Annotated in this window: 17 protein-coding genes and 3 tRNA genes; 9 read left to right on the top strand and 11 right to left on the bottom strand. The window is 54.0% G+C overall.

Annotation, left to right across the window (positions count from 1 at the left end; all coding sequences use genetic code 11):
• Positions 1 to 48 precede the first annotated feature (48 nt).
• The gene (locus tag ABLV78_RS14040; RefSeq protein ID WP_047042764.1) at positions 49 to 705 is read left to right on the top strand and encodes a carboxymuconolactone decarboxylase family protein; all 657 of its coding nucleotides are present in this window, start codon (positions 49 to 51) and stop codon (positions 703 to 705) included.
• A 156-nt stretch (positions 706 to 861) separates the two neighbouring features.
• Here the strand turns inward: ABLV78_RS14040 and ABLV78_RS14035 are convergent, their stop codons facing one another.
• Complete coding sequence (locus tag ABLV78_RS14035) at positions 862 to 1,071, bottom strand: YdgH/BhsA/McbA-like domain containing protein (RefSeq protein ID WP_015366896.1); 210 nt, start codon at positions 1,069 to 1,071, stop codon at positions 862 to 864.
• 298 nt (positions 1,072 to 1,369) lie between these two features.
• On the opposite strand from ABLV78_RS14035, the gene ABLV78_RS14030 reads away from it, so the two are divergent.
• Positions 1,370 to 1,543, top strand: a complete 174-nt coding sequence (locus ABLV78_RS14030) for a hypothetical protein (protein WP_165430646.1) — start codon at positions 1,370 to 1,372, stop codon at positions 1,541 to 1,543.
• Positions 1,544 to 1,564: 21 nt separating this feature from the next.
• Here ABLV78_RS14030 and ABLV78_RS14025 read toward each other — a convergent pair whose 3' ends face one another.
• Both ABLV78_RS14025 and ABLV78_RS14020 read right to left on the bottom strand, forming a co-directional pair.
• Positions 1,565 to 1,918, bottom strand: coding sequence for an antibiotic biosynthesis monooxygenase family protein (locus ABLV78_RS14025; protein WP_047042767.1), 354 nt, complete (start codon positions 1,916 to 1,918; stop codon positions 1,565 to 1,567).
• A 21-nt stretch (positions 1,919 to 1,939) separates the two neighbouring features.
• Positions 1,940 to 2,626 (bottom strand): B3/B4 domain-containing protein, encoded by a 687-nt coding sequence (locus ABLV78_RS14020; protein WP_045392513.1) that lies wholly within the window; start codon positions 2,624 to 2,626, stop codon positions 1,940 to 1,942.
• A gap of 43 nt (positions 2,627 to 2,669) precedes the next feature.
• Here ABLV78_RS14020 and ABLV78_RS14015 point away from each other — a divergent pair, with 43 nt between their 5' ends.
• The gene (locus ABLV78_RS14015) at positions 2,670 to 3,272 is read left to right on the top strand and encodes a cupin domain-containing protein (protein ID WP_047042770.1); all 603 of its coding nucleotides are present in this window, start codon (positions 2,670 to 2,672) and stop codon (positions 3,270 to 3,272) included.
• 101 nt (positions 3,273 to 3,373) lie between these two features.
• Positions 3,374 to 3,691: a putative quinol monooxygenase gene (locus tag ABLV78_RS14010; RefSeq protein ID WP_045392507.1), complete on the top strand. Its 318-nt coding sequence runs from the start codon at positions 3,374 to 3,376 to the stop codon at positions 3,689 to 3,691.
• Between the two features lie 53 nt (positions 3,692 to 3,744).
• Here ABLV78_RS14010 and ABLV78_RS14005 read toward each other — a convergent pair.
• The 3 genes from ABLV78_RS14005 to ABLV78_RS13995 form a co-directional block, all read right to left on the bottom strand.
• Positions 3,745 to 3,821 (bottom strand) — tRNA-Val (locus ABLV78_RS14005).
• Between the two features lie 3 nt (positions 3,822 to 3,824).
• Positions 3,825 to 3,901 (bottom strand) — tRNA-Val (locus tag ABLV78_RS14000).
• A gap of 3 nt (positions 3,902 to 3,904) precedes the next feature.
• Positions 3,905 to 3,981: transfer RNA gene (locus tag ABLV78_RS13995), tRNA-Val, on the bottom strand.
• Between the two features lie 249 nt (positions 3,982 to 4,230).
• Here ABLV78_RS13995 and ABLV78_RS13990 point away from each other — a divergent pair.
• Positions 4,231 to 4,800: an LOG family protein gene (locus tag ABLV78_RS13990; RefSeq protein WP_047042772.1), complete on the top strand. Its 570-nt coding sequence runs from the start codon at positions 4,231 to 4,233 to the stop codon at positions 4,798 to 4,800.
• Between the two features lie 85 nt (positions 4,801 to 4,885).
• Here ABLV78_RS13990 and mdtK read toward each other — a convergent pair whose 3' ends face one another.
• Positions 4,886 to 6,259 carry an MdtK family multidrug efflux MATE transporter gene (gene mdtK / locus ABLV78_RS13985; RefSeq protein WP_047042775.1) on the bottom strand — a complete coding sequence of 458 codons (1,374 nt, stop codon included), beginning with the start codon at positions 6,257 to 6,259 and terminating at the stop codon, positions 4,886 to 4,888.
• A 230-nt stretch (positions 6,260 to 6,489) separates the two neighbouring features.
• On the opposite strand from mdtK, the gene ABLV78_RS13980 reads away from it, so the two are divergent.
• Positions 6,490 to 7,125 carry a riboflavin synthase gene (locus ABLV78_RS13980; protein ID WP_015366888.1) on the top strand — a complete coding sequence of 212 codons (636 nt, stop codon included), beginning with the start codon at positions 6,490 to 6,492 and terminating at the stop codon, positions 7,123 to 7,125.
• Between the two features lie 52 nt (positions 7,126 to 7,177).
• On the opposite strand, the gene cfa is transcribed toward ABLV78_RS13980, so the two are convergent.
• Together cfa and punC are read right to left on the bottom strand one after the other, a co-directional pair.
• The gene (cfa, locus tag ABLV78_RS13975; RefSeq protein ID WP_045392498.1) at positions 7,178 to 8,326 is read right to left on the bottom strand and encodes a cyclopropane fatty acyl phospholipid synthase; all 1,149 of its coding nucleotides are present in this window, start codon (positions 8,324 to 8,326) and stop codon (positions 7,178 to 7,180) included.
• Positions 8,327 to 8,624: 298 nt separating this feature from the next.
• Positions 8,625 to 9,809 (bottom strand): purine nucleoside transporter PunC, encoded by a 1,185-nt coding sequence (gene punC, locus ABLV78_RS13970; protein ID WP_047042780.1) that lies wholly within the window; start codon positions 9,807 to 9,809, stop codon positions 8,625 to 8,627.
• A 112-nt stretch (positions 9,810 to 9,921) separates the two neighbouring features.
• On the opposite strand from punC, the gene punR reads away from it, so the two are divergent.
• Positions 9,922 to 10,833, top strand: coding sequence for a DNA-binding transcriptional activator PunR (gene punR, locus ABLV78_RS13965; protein WP_047042783.1), 912 nt, complete (start codon positions 9,922 to 9,924; stop codon positions 10,831 to 10,833).
• 20 nt (positions 10,834 to 10,853) lie between these two features.
• On the opposite strand, the gene purR is transcribed toward punR, so the two are convergent.
• On the bottom strand, positions 10,854 to 11,879 hold the full coding sequence (gene purR, locus ABLV78_RS13960) for an HTH-type transcriptional repressor PurR (RefSeq protein ID WP_015366884.1): 1,026 nt from the start codon (positions 11,877 to 11,879) through the stop codon (positions 10,854 to 10,856).
• Between the two features lie 295 nt (positions 11,880 to 12,174).
• On the opposite strand from purR, the gene cydH reads away from it, so the two are divergent.
• Together cydH and ABLV78_RS13950 are read left to right on the top strand one after the other, a co-directional pair.
• Positions 12,175 to 12,264 (top strand): cytochrome bd-I oxidase subunit CydH, encoded by a 90-nt coding sequence (cydH, locus tag ABLV78_RS13955; RefSeq protein WP_032705726.1) that lies wholly within the window; start codon positions 12,175 to 12,177, stop codon positions 12,262 to 12,264.
• 159 nt (positions 12,265 to 12,423) lie between these two features.
• Positions 12,424 to 13,590, top strand: a complete 1,167-nt coding sequence (locus tag ABLV78_RS13950) for an MFS transporter (RefSeq protein WP_015366882.1) — start codon at positions 12,424 to 12,426, stop codon at positions 13,588 to 13,590.
• A 50-nt stretch (positions 13,591 to 13,640) separates the two neighbouring features.
• On the opposite strand, the gene sodB is transcribed toward ABLV78_RS13950, so the two are convergent.
• A complete protein-coding gene (sodB, locus tag ABLV78_RS13945; protein ID WP_015366881.1) occupies positions 13,641 to 14,222 on the bottom strand; it encodes a superoxide dismutase [Fe] in 582 nt (193 codons plus the stop codon).
• Positions 14,223 to 14,316 lie beyond the last annotated feature (94 nt).

Here is a 14,316-nt window from a genome sequence, read left to right as displayed (position 1 = left end):
TCTATAATCCTCTTCTCCTGTCGATACTTTCCGTTTGGAGAACAAACGATGCAAAACCCATTGAACGCGCGCCAACAGGCGCTGATCCCGGTTGCCGCCCTGGCCGCTGAAGGCAATATCGCGGCATTGGCCCCGGCGCTGGATAACGCGCTGGATACCGGCCTGACGATAAATGAATTAAAAGAGACGCTGGTCCAGCTGTACGCCTACTGCGGCTTTCCGCGGAGCCTGAATGCGCTCTCCTGCCTGATGAGGGTGATAACCGAGCGCCAGGCGCGAGGCGTTATTGATAACGAGGGGGCGACAGCGACCCCGTTACCGGAGAACTGGGATAGCCTGCAGGCCGGTAGCCGTAATCAGACACAACTGGTAGGGCAAACGGTCAGCGGACCGCTATTTGATTTTGCGCCGGCCATTGACTGCTATCTGAAGGCACATCTGTTTGGCGATATTTTCCAGCGTGACGTTCTGGATTGGTCGACGCGCGAGCTGGCGACGATCTCAATGCTGGCAGCGCTATCCGGCGTGGAAAGCCAGCTGAAGAGCCATTACGCGATTAGCCTGCACAACGGCCTGACGGCGCAGCAGCTGCGCGGATTTATTAACGTGTTGGCGACAAAAGTCAGCGCCGGGATAGCGGATAAGGCCTCGGTGGTGCTGGAACAAGTGGTTATTGAGCAGCAGCAGGATGGAAAAGGCGTTTAATGGCTGCGGTCTCTTCCAGCCGGTTGAATCATTGGCGGAGAGTACATCTCATTAATGGTTGGAAGAGGTGAACGACGGAGGGGACAACAACATTGTCTTCGCTAAAAAGCAGCGCGGCGCGCCAGAGAGAATGTCTGACGCGCCATGCTCGCACTATTATTTGCTCAGTTCGGCAGTCATATAGACGCGGTTATTGAACTGGGCGCTGGTGATTTTATAAGACGCGCCTTGCTCTGCAGCCTGCGCGGCAATTTTCGCTTCCGCACGGTCGAGGGTCGAAGCGGTTGCCGTCACGCTCTGCGCGAAAGCACCGAATGACATCAGGGACAGAACGGTAACAGCAGCAAAAGTTTTGATGGATTTCATGGTCATATTCCTTAAATTTTTTGTTTGGGGAGGAGCACTGTTGCTCCGATGTGATAAGAATAGAACCAATGCCGGTTGTTTAAAATCGAAACAATTTGCGTATCTCATTCAAAATTTATGATCAATATTGGCGGCGAATGTTTATCTGAAACGGAGGCGGGGATGATAGGGCGGGCTGATAGGGTGGCGGCTTTACAAAGCCACACAAATGTTGAAGGAACTTGCCGTAAAGCGTGCTACTCTCTATCTGAAGTTGTTGAATTTACTACGGAATGGTTAACGCCTGAAGGAGAACGCTATGGTAATGACCACGCTATCCCCCTTAGTAGTGACGCGTTGGAGTGAAAGCCCGGCGGTGCAGGAACTACAAGATACCCAATTGCTGCGGCCTTGGGCAAAAGCCACCGCCTGCTGTCGTAGCAAGAAAGCCTGGAAGAGGCGTTATGTCACTCGCCAGAAACAGGCCGAATAAACCGAAACGGTATTTGCCGGTCTATTCCTGGTGTTGCGGTTGATAGCGTAGTGGATACTCCGCAAGTGGATGGGGCAGGTTCATATTATGGCTGCCCTCAATCTCGGCAACGATGGTTTGATAACCGGCAATCCAGCGTTGCCCCTGCGCTTTAGCCTGCTGGTGTTGCAGATGGTTCATCATCATTTCCATAGACTGTCGGTCACGCCAGTAGTAATTATTGATGATTCTGCCGCTGGCGGCATCATGATAGCTCTCCATCCCGATAAACCCTTCTAGCGACCGGGTGTAGCGTTCGATTACGCCGTCCAGTTGATAAAAGTCGTCGTCGTACTCTTTCTTCTCGAAGATAAAACTGGTTAAAAATAGTGACATCGCCTGCTCCTGCGCCTGCCTTTACAGACTGATTAACGTGGACTGGTGACTCAGGCCGGGCATCATCTGCTCCAGTCCCTCGGTAAGCATCCGCCCGGCCTCATGCAGCGCTTCGAGCGGCATTTCCGGCAGGCTTTCCAGAATAAACCACATCTGCGGGTCGCGAGCGCTCAGACGGGTGCGAACTCCCTGTCGCCAGTTCCAGCGGCGGCAGGTAACGCCGCGATCGTCACGCCAAATGACTTCTCCCGGTTCCGCTGATTCAACGGCGGCTAAGCCTTCCTTCATCGTATCAAAAAGCTCAGAACCGTCGGCGATAACCAGACGCGGCGCGCCGCAATAGGCGGCGATGTTCTCACCCCCGACCGGAACGGCATACCGCAGGCTAACGGCATTGTAGAGGTCAACGACCGGGTCAATTGCCGGCATGGCGCCCTCGCGCAGTACGCGTTTACGCAACGCCTCCGCGGAGCAGGGCGTGCGTTTTGGCTTAGCGCCAAACGCTTTGAATACCGTAGACCAGGCCGCGAGATGATCTTCCGCCCAGGCGGGCTGTCCGGCTAATACCGCCTGACAGGCTGTGGCCAGCGCGGCTTCACCGATAGAAGCATCACGTAGCGGCGCAGCGTTGACGGTAATACTCAGCGCCCGAAACCCCGGGGCGATTGCGGCTAACTGTGGGCTAATTGACGGTAATGGGTGAGACATTGCATAATCCTGTAACGACTGATTTAGAGCATAATATCGACCGATGAACGACAAAGTCAATATAACGACCGATAATAACAACGATCTAAGCCGCATTAATGAGGCGGTATCGCGGCGTATTAAGCAGTTTCGACGCGAAAAGAAGATCTCTCTCGACGAGCTTTCCCGTCGCGCAGGCGTCAGTAAAGGGATGCTGGTGGATATCGAAGGGTGTCGGGCGAATCCCAGTATCGCGATGTTGTGCAAAATCGCTGCGGCGATGGGGGTGTCGGTGGCGGAGTTTGTCAACGTCGCCAGTGAACCGATGGTCCATCTTATCGACCGGGACGCAATTCCGATATTATGGCGCGGCGAGCAGGGCGGCAGCGCCAGACTGCTGGCCGGCACCAGCGGACCGGATATGCTTGAGCTCTGGCAGTGGCGGATGCTGCCTGGCGAATCGTTCCGTTCGCCGGGGCACCCGGCCGACACCTACGAACTGCTATACGTGACCGAGGGGCAGCTCACCCTGACGGTGAATAATGACCAATATCAGGTGGCAGAGGGATGTTCTGCGGTAGCGCGTACTGATGCGCCGCATGAATATTGTAATGTTAGCCAGTTGCCCGTCGTCTTTACCATGACGGTGTATGAGAAAGGGCGCTGACGCGGACTCTGGCGTAATTCTGGCTTCACCACTACGCTCAATAATTCACTCCCTGGATAGAGATAGTATCCAGGGGAACGCGGTGAGCCAGAGGAAGCCTTATGAGTGAAGTCAAAATTGTTGCCACGCTGACCCCTTATCCTGAATATATCGATACCATCAGAAATGCGGCATTAGCCATGGTGCCGCCGACGCACAGAGAAGCAGGGTGCCTGCAATACGACCTGCACGAAAGCCGGGAGATCCCTGATGTCAGGCAGCTTTCCCAACAAGGAAAGATCTCATTTGTGTTTATTGAGCGTTGGCGTTCGGAAGACGATCTGAAACAGCACGTTGCGATGCCCTATCATGATGATTTTCTGGCGATACTGGACGGTAAACTGGAGAGTATTCAGGTACAGCGATTGATGGCGTTGTAGATAAAAGCAAGAGGAAAAAAGAGAAGTGCGCACCAAATCAATAATGATTGAAATGGTGCGTCCGAGTGGACTCGAACCACCGACCCCCACCATGTCAAGGTGGTGCTCTAACCAACTGAGCTACGGACGCAAATGGTGCGTTTAATTGGACTCGAACCAACGACCCCCACCATGTCAAGGTGGTGCTCTAACCAACTGAGCTATAAACGCAAATGGTGCGTTCAATTGGACTCGAACCAACGACCCCCACCATGTCAAGGTGGTGCTCTAACCAACTGAGCTATGAACGCAATGTTGTGGTGACAACGGGGACGCATATTAACGGCAGGGAGGCCATGTGGCAAGAGGCAAACGTCACTTTTCTTGCAGAATAGACGCGTTTGCAGAACTTTTATCCATGTCGCACATATTTTACTGATGATAAAGGATATTTCTTCAGCAATATCCCGCTTCGTTGCGTTTTTCTGCCCGGATTGGCAGGGGAGACGCTCACCGACTTTATGCTAGAGTGTGCGGCAAATAAACGACGGAGCGCAGTAATGAAAGCAATTGGCATTTTTTGTGGTTCTTCTACCGGGGACAACCCGATTTATCAGATTTACGCGCAACAGGTTGGCAAGGCGCTGGCGCAAGCCGGGGTGGAGCTCGTGTATGGTGGCGGTAAAGTAGGACTCATGGGCGCCGTGGCAGACGCGGCGTTAGAACACGGCGGGCGGGTCATTGGCGTGATGCCGCGCGGGCTGGTGGAGCGTGAGATTGCGCATAGCGGACTAAGCGAGCTGCATGTCGTTGAGAATATGCATGAGCGTAAAAACAAAATGTCGCTGCTGGCGGACGGCTTCATTGCCATGCCGGGCGGAGCCGGAACGCTGGAAGAAATTTTTGAACAGTGGACCTGGGCGCAGCTCGGTATTCATGAAAAACCCTGTGCTTTTCTGAATGTGAACGGCTATTACAATCCGCTGCAGGCGATGGCGGAAAAAATGGCCGCCGAAGGGTTTATGCACCGCCGCTATGCTGAGATGCTGACTTTTAGCGATGATGTGCAGGAGATTTTGACCGCATTCCACCGCTATGAGCCGCCACAGCGCAAATGGCTTGCGAAGTAGCGCTATTTTTAAGTCGATTTATTATTTAACGCCAAAAAAAGGGCAAACCGCGTCAACGGCTTGCCCTTTTATTTAGCATTTTTGGTTAGCGCGCTGCGCGCTGCAGGATAATGCTGGACGGCTGACGCTGCAGGAAGCGCATGCGCAGCATCATCATGATGGCAGCGGAGGTCAGGCCGATGATAAAGCCGCACCAGAAGCCCGCAGGCCCCATCCGCGGCACCACAATATCGGTCAGCGCCAGCAGATAACCGCTTGGCAGCCCCAGTACCCAGTAAGCGGTGAAGGTAATAAAGAAGATCGACCGCGTATCTTTATAACCGCGCAGAATACCGCTGCCGATCACCTGAATGGAGTCGGAAATCTGATAAATCGCCGCCAGCAGCATCAGCTGTGAGGCCAGTAGCACCACCTCAGGGCTATCGTTGTACAGCAGGGCAATCTGCTTACGCATCAGGATCGTGAAAATCGCGGTGATCATTGCCATGCAGACGCCCACGCCGACGCCGGTACGCGCGGAGGTCTGGGCATCCAGCGTCGAGCCCTGGCCGAGACGAAAGCCAACGCGAATGGTCACCGCCGCCGCCAGCGAGAGCGGAAGAACGAACATCAGCGAACTGAAGTTGAGCGCGATTTGATGCCCTGCGACATCGATAATTCCCAATGGCGAAACCAGCAGCGCCACAACTGCGAACAGCGTGACTTCAAAAAACAGCGCCAGCGCGATTGGCAACCCCAGCTGTACCAGCCGTTTTAATACCGAAAAATCAGGTTTACTGAAACGCTCAGCGCAGCGGATATCGCGCATTGAGCGCGCGCGGCGTACCCAGGTCAGCATGCTGGCAAACATCACCCAGTAGACCGAGGCGGTCGCGACCCCGCAGCCGATACCGCCAAGCTCCGGCATGCCGAAATGACCATAGATAAAAATGTAGTTCACAGGAATGTTGACCAGCAGGCCGATAAAACCCATCACCATTCCGGGTTTGGTTTTTGCCAGCCCTTCGCACTGGTTACGCGCGACCTGGAAAAACAGATATCCCGGCGCTCCCCACAGCAGCGCACGCAGATACCCCACCGCTTTGTCGGCAAGCTGTGGGTCGATGTTGTGCATCGAGCTAATGATATAGCCTGCGTTCCACAGCACCACCATCACCAGTACGGAGACAAAGCCCGCCAGCCAAAAGCCCTGGCGTACCTGCTGGGCGATACGATCGCGGCGGCCGGAGCCATTGAGTTGGGCGATAACCGGCGTTAGCGCCAGCAGCAGACCGTGGCCAAACAGGATGGCAGGTAGCCAGATCGAGGTGCCGATAGCCACGGCGGCCATATCGGTTGCGCTATAGCCGCCGGCCATCACCGTATCGACAAAACCCATCGCCGTCTGGGCGACCTGCGCCAGAATGACCGGGATAGCCAATGCTAATAACTGACGCGCTTCTATAAAGTACTTCTGCACGTGAACACCTTTATATTGTTGTTATTTTGAGACTAAAAAAGCCGCCTTAAATGGCAGCAAGAAGAAAAAACAGGAGGAATTTCCAGTCTATTGTAGCGAGGATTAGCCATTAAGCCAGTGAAAAAATGGTGGGGGCACGATGCGCGCTGGCAACCTGTTTGGTCAACTGTTATTGTTCCGCGTATATATAACGGTAATGATACCGTCACGATTCTCAACAGGAGCAAAGTATGTTTACTGGTATTGTACAGGGGACTGCGAAAGTGGTGTCCATCGATGAGAAACCGAATTTCCGCACCCACGTGGTGGAGCTGCCGGCGCATATGCTCGACGGCCTGGAGACCGGTGCTTCGGTGGCGCACAATGGCTGTTGCCTGACCGTTACCGAAATTGACGGCCCGCGAATCAGCTTTGATTTGATGAAAGAGACGCTGCGGATCACCAACCTTGGCGCTATCCATGAAGGCGATATGGTCAACGTTGAGCGAGCGGCGAAATTCAGTGATGAAATCGGCGGCCATTTGATGTCCGGCCATATTATGACCACCGCCGAAGTCGTTAAAATCCTCACCTCGGAAAACAATCGCCAGATTTGGTTTAAGGTACAGGACCCGGCGCTGATGAAATATATCCTGTATAAAGGGTTCATTGGCGTGGACGGTATTAGCCTGACGGTTGGCGAGGTGACCCCGACTCGTTTCTGCGTGCATCTGATCCCCGAAACGCTGCAGCGTACGACGCTTGGGGTGAAAAAACTCGGCGATAAAGTGAATATCGAAATCGATCCGCAGACTCAGGCGGTGGTGGATACCGTGGAACGCGTGCTGGCGGCAAAAGAAGCGGCGCAAAAAAGCGCGGAAGAATAATTAAAAAAGCCCCCGTAGAAGCGTATTTCTGCGGGGGCTTTTTTTAGCGAGTCTAGCGGGCTACGCGCAGGCCGTGTTCAACACCACGCGAGAAGACGACCTGCCAGAGCTGAATATCGCGGGCGCGGAAGGCACCGGCGCAGGCATTCAGATAATAGGTAAACATGCGTTTGAAACGGTCCGAATAGTTATCGGCAATATCCGGCCAACTGGCAAGGAAACGCTCGTACCAGGCCATCAAGGTGGTGTCATAATCGGCGCCAAAGTTATGCCAATCTTCCATCACAAAATGCTTCTCGCTGGCATCGGCGATATGGCGTACCGACGGCAGGCAACCGTTAGGGAATATATATTTATTAATCCACGGATCGACGTTGTGATCGGTAATTTTTGAGCCAATGGTGTGCAGCAGAAAACGACCGTTTGGTTTTAAATTACGATCGACAACTTCAAAATAAGTGGCGTAATTTTTAGGCCCTACGTGCTCGAACATCCCGACGGAGACGATGCGGTCAAAACTTTCGTGGAGATCGCGATAGTCCTGCAGCAGAATATTGACATCTAATCCCGCGCAACGCTCTTGCGCCATTTTTTGTTGTTCAGCCGAAATGGTCACGCCCGTCACGCTGACGTTATAGTTTTTGGCCATGTAATAGGCCAACCCACCCCAACCGCAACCGATATCCAGCACTTTCATTCCCGGCTCAAGCTGCAGTTTGCGACAAATAAGATCTAATTTATCCTGCTGCGCCTGCTCCAGATTTTCGGCCTCTTTCCAGTATCCGCAGGAATATTGCATATAGGGATCGAGCATGCGGTGGAAAAGGTCGTTGCCTAAATCGTAGTGTTCTTTACCAACAATCCAGGCGCGTTTTTTGCTTTGCAGATTGAACAGACGAGCGCCAGCGATACGTAGCGTATCTTTGAAGTGGCGGGGGAGTTGCTTATCCAGCCCGGCGCGCAATACCTTGTGAAAGAATATATCCAGGCGTTCGCATTCCCACCAGCCGTCCATATAGCTTTCGCCTAATCCGAGAGACCCTTCCTGTAACACGCGTTTAAAAAAGAGCGGGTTTTTTACCCGGATATCGGAGGGTGCGGAACCATTGATTTCAATTCCGGCACGGCCCAATAATTCAGCTGCAATCCGGTACCAATCATCGTTTGGTACACTTACTTCTTCTATACACGATGAACTCATAGCTTCTCCATCACGCCCAAGTGATCAGAACCTTAAAACAGCGTAGACGCTTTTTTGGCTTTGTGAGAAATCTCACGAAAAAATCGTGAGGGTGCTATCCGACGTAGAACAGAGGAAGGGAGATAACCCTTGCCGAAAGGCCTTCCATGGTTAAACGGGCTGCGTCCTGCCCCCGTTAATATCTAAAAAACTTTCTATTTATGTGATGCCGGATCCAGTATAGGCCGCTAAAAACCGCCTTTCAATAAAAATATATTAGCAGGCTAATGACTGGTCCGGGATATCCTTTAAAAATTCATCAAGCGTGAGATGATTCACTCACTAACTGTACGCGTCGTTGCTGCATCCAGAAACCGATGCCTGCCAGGACGATGGAAATCAGCATCACGCTGGTGGTGGTCAGAAGCGGAGTGGCGATAAGGCTTGAGACCAGCAGGCTTGCCAGGAAGCACAGGCCAAGCTGCAGCGTATTCTGCAGGGCGGCGGCGCGGCCGGTCGCCTGTGGAAAAGGTTTCAGCGCCTGGGCGACAACGATAGGGTAAATGCCGCCATTCACAATCGCCATGATGCAAAACGGAACCATTAACGCAACCAGCGACGGATGATCCTGTATTCCGGCAAGCCAGGTCGCGGCTACGCTCAGCGAAAAAACAACCAGCAGCCAGGGCAGCATCTGATGACCCTGCCATTTTTGCAGCGCCGCGCGGCAGCCGTAACCGCCGATCAGGAAGGCGATAGTTTGCGGCACGTAGCTAAGACCAATCACCGTCGGACCATAGCCCATTTCATGGAGGATAAATGGCGAACCGGTGAGCCAGGCGAAGAAGCTGGCGGAACACGCCGCATAAATGAGCACGTTACCGCTATATTCACGTGAACGCAGCAGGGACATAAAGGTAAGTTTCTGCTGGGTTTCGCCAGCAGGTTTGACGACCGCCTTCAGACGAAAAGCCGGCAGCATCAACAGTATGGTGATAGCGAACAGGGTGGCGAAGATAGCCTGCCATTCCAGATGGACTAACAGCCAGCTGCCGAGTAACGGCGCCAGCGCCGGAGAGAGACCGACCAGCGGCATGATCGTCGCGAAAATGCGGTTGGTGCGCTGGGCCGGATAGTAGTCGGTCACCATCGCCTGCCAGGTCACCGCGGCGGCGCATACGCCAATCGCCTGGACAAAACGCAGTACCAGCATCAGTGTCGCATCGCGTACCCACAGCATCCCAAGGCAGCCAAGAGCGAAGATAGCCAGCCCGGCGAGCAGAATCGGTTTCCGACCATAGCGGTCCGATAGCGGCCCCCAGAACAGCTGGCCGATCGCGAAGCCCGCGAGGAATAAGCTCAGGCTGGCGCTAACCGATGCGGCAGAGGTGTTGAGGTCTTGCTGAATGGCGGCAAAGGCCGGTAGATACATGTCGGTGGCCAGAAAGCCAAGCACGCTCAGGCCGCCCAGCCACACTAAAAATCCTTTCCCAGGTTGTTGCATAACGTTCTCTTTCTACTGATGCAGGTACGATGCCGCAGAGTGTAGGGAGTGTAATCCGCCTTGTGAAACGCTATTATTTGTCACATGCATTCAAAAATTTTGCAGGCAGAATATGTGGTCTGAATATTCCTTAGAAGTGGTTGATGCTGTGGCGCGTAACGGGAGTTTCAGCGCCGCGGCGCAGGAGTTGCACCGCGTACCTTCGGCGGTGAGCTACACGGTGCGACAACTGGAGGAGTGGCTTGCGGTTCCGCTTTTTGAACGTCGCCATCGTGATGTTGAATTGACCCCCGCCGGGCACTGGTTTTTGCAGGAAGGACGTTCTGTTATCAAAAAAATGCAGATCACCCGCCAGCAGTGCCAGCAGATTGCTAACGGCTGGCGTGGCCAGCTGTCGATTGCGGTGGACGATATCGTTAAACCGGCGCGGATGCGCCAGATGATCGTTGATTTTTATCGCCATTTTAGCGATGTCGAACTGATCGTTTTTCAGGAAGTTTTCAACGGCGTCTGGGATGCGTTAGCCGATGGGCGGGTAGAATTAGCTATTGGCGCGACGCGTTCGATTCCGGTGGGCGGGCGCTACGCTTTCCGCGATATGGGGATGCTGAACTGGCACTGTGTCGTCGCCAGCAGCCATCCGCTGGCGCAGATGGAAGGGCCGCTCAGCGATGACGTGTTGCGCGACTGGCCGTCCCTGGTGCGCGAAGATACCTCACGTTCGCTGCCGAAGCGCACAACCTGGCTGCTGGATAACCAGAAGCGGGTGGTGGTGCCGGATTGGGAATCTTCAGCCACCTGTCTTTCGGCAGGATTGTGCGTCGGGATGGTGCCTGGCCACTTTGCCCGCCCGCATATCGATAGCGGGGAGTGGACGGCATTGACGCTGGAAAACCCATTCCCGGATGCCGCCTGCTGCCTGACCTGGCAACAAAGCGATGCCTCACCCGCTTTGAGCTGGCTACTTGACTATCTTGGCGACAGCGAAACGTTGAATCGGGAGTGGTTGCGGGCGCCGGAATAACCGGCGCCGGGGGGAGGGCGTTAGCGGCGATAATCGACGAACGGGCCGTCGGCAACCGAGCGGCGCTCGATAAGACGCGGATGTACCTCAATGGACTGCGACTCTTCACGTTTATTAACAATGCGATCGAGCAGCATATTGAATGCCGCTTCCCCGAGCGAGTCCTTTGGCTGATGTATAGTGGTCAGCGCCGGGCTGAAGTAGCGGGCGTTACGCACGTTATCATAGCCGATCAGCGAAATATCCTGCGGTACGCGCAGGCCCATTTCGTCGGCGGCGCAGATAGCGCCCATCGCCATGATGTCGCCGCCGCAGAACACGGCGGTTGGGCGGTGCTGCTGATTGAGGATCTGCTGCATGGCGCGGTAGCCGGATTCCGGTTCAAAGTCGCCCTGAACAATCCAGTTTTCCGGCACATTGATATGCGCTTCTTTCATTGCCTGCATGAAGCCTGCCAGGCGTCCGGCACCGGTGTTACGCTCAAGCGGGCCCGGAATAACGCCAATTTCGCGGTGGCCGCGTTCAATCAGGTAACGGCCGGCGATATAGCCGCCTTCAAAGGCATTATCGATAACCGAGTCGGTAAAGTCCGCTTTGGCTTCGCCCCAGTCCATCACCACCATCGGGATATGACGATACTCTTCAAGCATACTGAGTACGGACTCCGGGTACTCGGAACACATCACCAGCAGGCCGTCAACGCGCTTTTGCGCCATCATAGACAAGTAGGCGCGCTGTTTTTCCGGATCGTTCCAGGCGTTGCCCAGAATCAGGGTATAGCCTTTCTGGAAGCAGCTTTTTTCTACGGATTCGATAATTTCAGCGAAATAGGCCGCTTCGCTACTGGTGGCCAGCAGACCGATCGATTTAGTGTGATTGACTTTCAGGCTGCGAGCCACGGCGCTTGGCGAATAGTGGAGTTCTTTAATTGCCGCCCACACCGCATTGCGCGTCTCTTCCGCAACGAAACGGGTTTTGTTAATCACATGTGACACAGTTGTAGTGGAAACGTTTGCGCGTTTCGCTACATCTTTAATAGTTGCCATTACTTCTCACTCCAGACCTTGACCTGATCGTCTGATTATCGATACGTAAACGTTTGCCTATACACACCCTGTATACAATGATCAACATTGCAACACCTGGGAAAACGACACAGAACGACAGGAAGGGGTCAATGGCCGATACGCTTTCAAATTAGCGTGGGATTTTGTCCTATCTCGCGGCAAAGGGGAAGAGCAAAAATGTGCATCACTCTAAATCCGGGAAGATTTTTGCATATTTTTGTGCAAAAATGAGCAAGCTCACTTTCTATGTGGGGATAATCAGGGGAGAAAATTGATGGACACAAATTTAAAGTTTTCGCTGACAACGACGGTTATTGTTCTGGGTCTGATCGTCGCCGCCGCGTTGACCGCGGTACTGCACTGATTCCAGCAGGGAGGGGGCTTCCCCTCCCATCCCGCCATTATTAGCAGATCTGCAAAAATCTTTTGTCATTTCGTTTACTTCTGTTTTTCTGTGATTGATGTCATGCTTTTGGCTTCTGATGTAATGCCGTGTCCTGAATCGGCCTGATGGAGTCTCTGAATGAAAATCAACTTTCCCTTACTCGCGTTGGCGATCGGTGCCTTTGGTATCGGTACCACCGAGTTTTCCCCGATGGGATTACTGCCGGTTATCGCCAAAGGCGTAGATGTTTCTATTCCGGCCGCGGGGATGCTGATTAGCGCCTATGCCATTGGCGTGATGGTCGGCGCGCCGTTAATGACGTTACTGCTGTCGCATCGCGCTCGCCGCAATGCATTGATCTTCCTGATGGGGATCTTCACCCTCGGCAACGTGCTCTCTTCTATTGCGCCGGATTACACGACGCTACTGCTGTCGCGCATTATCACCAGCCTCAATCATGGCGCGTTCTTTGGCCTTGGCTCGGTCGTTGCCGCAAGCGTGGTGCCAAAACACAAACAGGCCAGCGCGGTCGCGACCATGTTTATGGGGCTGACCATTGCCAATATCGGCGGCGTACCGGCTGCCACCTGGCTTGGTGAAACCATCGGCTGGCGAATGTCGTTCCTGGCCACGGCGGGTCTGGGGTTAATTGCGATGGTAAGCCTGTGGTTCTCCCTGCCGAAAGGTAGCGCCGGCGAGCGTCCGAACGTGAAGCGCGAGCTGTCGGTATTAATGCGGCCTCAGGTACTCTCTGCGCTGTTGACCACCGTGCTGGGCGCCGGGGCAATGTTCACGCTGTATACCTACATTTCTCCGGTACTGCATACCATCACCAACGCTTCACCGCTGTTTGTTACCGCCATGTTGGTATTAATCGGCGTCGGTTTCTCGCTTGGCAACTATCTGGGCGGTAAGTTTGCCGACCGTTCAGTCTCCGGCACTTTGAAAGGATTCCTGTTGTTGTTGATTGCCATCATGTTGGCTATTCCGCTGCTGGCGCAATCGCAACTGGGTGCTGCCGTCAGCATGGTCGTGTGGGGCGCGGCAACCTTCGCGGTGGTTCCGCCGCTGCAGATGCGGGTAATGCGCGTGGCGCACGAAGCGCCGGGTCTGTCATCATCGGTGAATATTGGCGCTTTCAACCTCGGTAACGCGTTGGGCGCGGCGGCGGGCGGCGCGGTGATATCCGGCGGTCTCGGGTATGCTTTTGTGCCGGTGATGGGGGCGATTATTGCCGGGCTGGCGTTGGCGGTGGTGCTGTTTGGCGGGCGTTCTCAACCAGAAGAAGCATTAGCGAATAACTAAGTCGCACTAAGAAAAAACCGCAGCGGGGTAACCCTGCTGCGGTTTTGTTTTTATGCTGCCAGGTTAGCGGCAACAAATTTCCAGTTTACCAGCGCCCAGAAGTGTTCCAGATAATTAGGACGGGCATTGCGGTAGTCGATGTAGTAGGCGTGTTCCCAGACATCAACGGTCAGCAGCGGCGTCGCATCGGTAGTCAGCGGAGTGCCGGCGTTGCTGGTGGAGACGATAGCCAGGCTGCCGTCTGCGTTTTTAACAAGCCAAGTCCAGCCTGCGCCGAAGTTTTTTGCCGCGGCATCGGTGAATTTCGCTTTAAAATCAGCGAAGCTACCGAAAGATTTGTTAATCGCTGCGGCCAGTTCGCCTTCCGGCTCACCGCCGGCGTTCGGCGCCAGGCAGTTCCAGTAGAAAGTGTGGTTCCAGACCTGCGCTGCGTTATTGAAGACGCCGCCTTCAGAAGAGCGAACGATCTCTTCCAGAGATTTGCCTTCAAAAGCGGTGCCTTTGATCAGGTTGTTGAGGTTGGTCACGTAGGCCTGGTGATGCTTACCGTAATGGTATTCCAGGGTTTCAGCGGAAATGTGCGGCGCCAGGGCGTCTTTTGCATATGGTAATGCAGGTAATTCGAACGACATTGCTACTCTCCTTATAACTTTTTGTTTTTTCTCACATTAATTAGGTGAAGATTCACCTGAATACAGTATTTACTGTGTAACGCTGTCGCGAGTG

The organism is Klebsiella sp. CN_Kp075 (genome assembly GCF_040065055.2).
Classification (GTDB): Bacteria; Pseudomonadota; Gammaproteobacteria; order Enterobacterales; family Enterobacteriaceae; genus Klebsiella; species Klebsiella aerogenes.
The sequence above is the reverse complement of the archived record's forward strand: the minus strand, read 5'-3'. Positions and strand labels throughout refer to the sequence as shown.

Coding starts and splice junctions, on each gene's coding strand:
- ABLV78_RS14040 (WP_047042764.1), top strand. CDS start 49: ATGCAAAACCCATTGAACGCGCGCCAACAGGCGCTGATCCCGGTTGCC.
- ABLV78_RS14035 (WP_015366896.1), bottom strand. CDS start 1,071: ATGAAATCCATCAAAACTTTTGCTGCTGTTACCGTTCTGTCCCTGATG.
- ABLV78_RS14030 (WP_165430646.1), top strand. CDS start 1,370: ATGGTAATGACCACGCTATCCCCCTTAGTAGTGACGCGTTGGAGTGAA.
- ABLV78_RS14025 (WP_047042767.1), bottom strand. CDS start 1,918: ATGTCACTATTTTTAACCAGTTTTATCTTCGAGAAGAAAGAGTACGAC.
- ABLV78_RS14020 (WP_045392513.1), bottom strand. CDS start 2,626: ATGTCTCACCCATTACCGTCAATTAGCCCACAGTTAGCCGCAATCGCC.
- ABLV78_RS14015 (WP_047042770.1), top strand. CDS start 2,670: ATGAACGACAAAGTCAATATAACGACCGATAATAACAACGATCTAAGC.
- ABLV78_RS14010 (WP_045392507.1), top strand. CDS start 3,374: ATGAGTGAAGTCAAAATTGTTGCCACGCTGACCCCTTATCCTGAATAT.
- ABLV78_RS13990 (WP_047042772.1), top strand. CDS start 4,231: ATGAAAGCAATTGGCATTTTTTGTGGTTCTTCTACCGGGGACAACCCG.
- ABLV78_RS13980 (WP_015366888.1), top strand. CDS start 6,490: ATGTTTACTGGTATTGTACAGGGGACTGCGAAAGTGGTGTCCATCGAT.
- cfa (WP_045392498.1), bottom strand. CDS start 8,326: ATGAGTTCATCGTGTATAGAAGAAGTAAGTGTACCAAACGATGATTGG.
- punC (WP_047042780.1), bottom strand. CDS start 9,809: ATGCAACAACCTGGGAAAGGATTTTTAGTGTGGCTGGGCGGCCTGAGC.
- punR (WP_047042783.1), top strand. CDS start 9,922: ATGTGGTCTGAATATTCCTTAGAAGTGGTTGATGCTGTGGCGCGTAAC.
- purR (WP_015366884.1), bottom strand. CDS start 11,879: ATGGCAACTATTAAAGATGTAGCGAAACGCGCAAACGTTTCCACTACA.
- cydH (WP_032705726.1), top strand. CDS start 12,175: ATGGACACAAATTTAAAGTTTTCGCTGACAACGACGGTTATTGTTCTG.
- ABLV78_RS13950 (WP_015366882.1), top strand. CDS start 12,424: ATGAAAATCAACTTTCCCTTACTCGCGTTGGCGATCGGTGCCTTTGGT.
- sodB (WP_015366881.1), bottom strand. CDS start 14,222: ATGTCGTTCGAATTACCTGCATTACCATATGCAAAAGACGCCCTGGCG.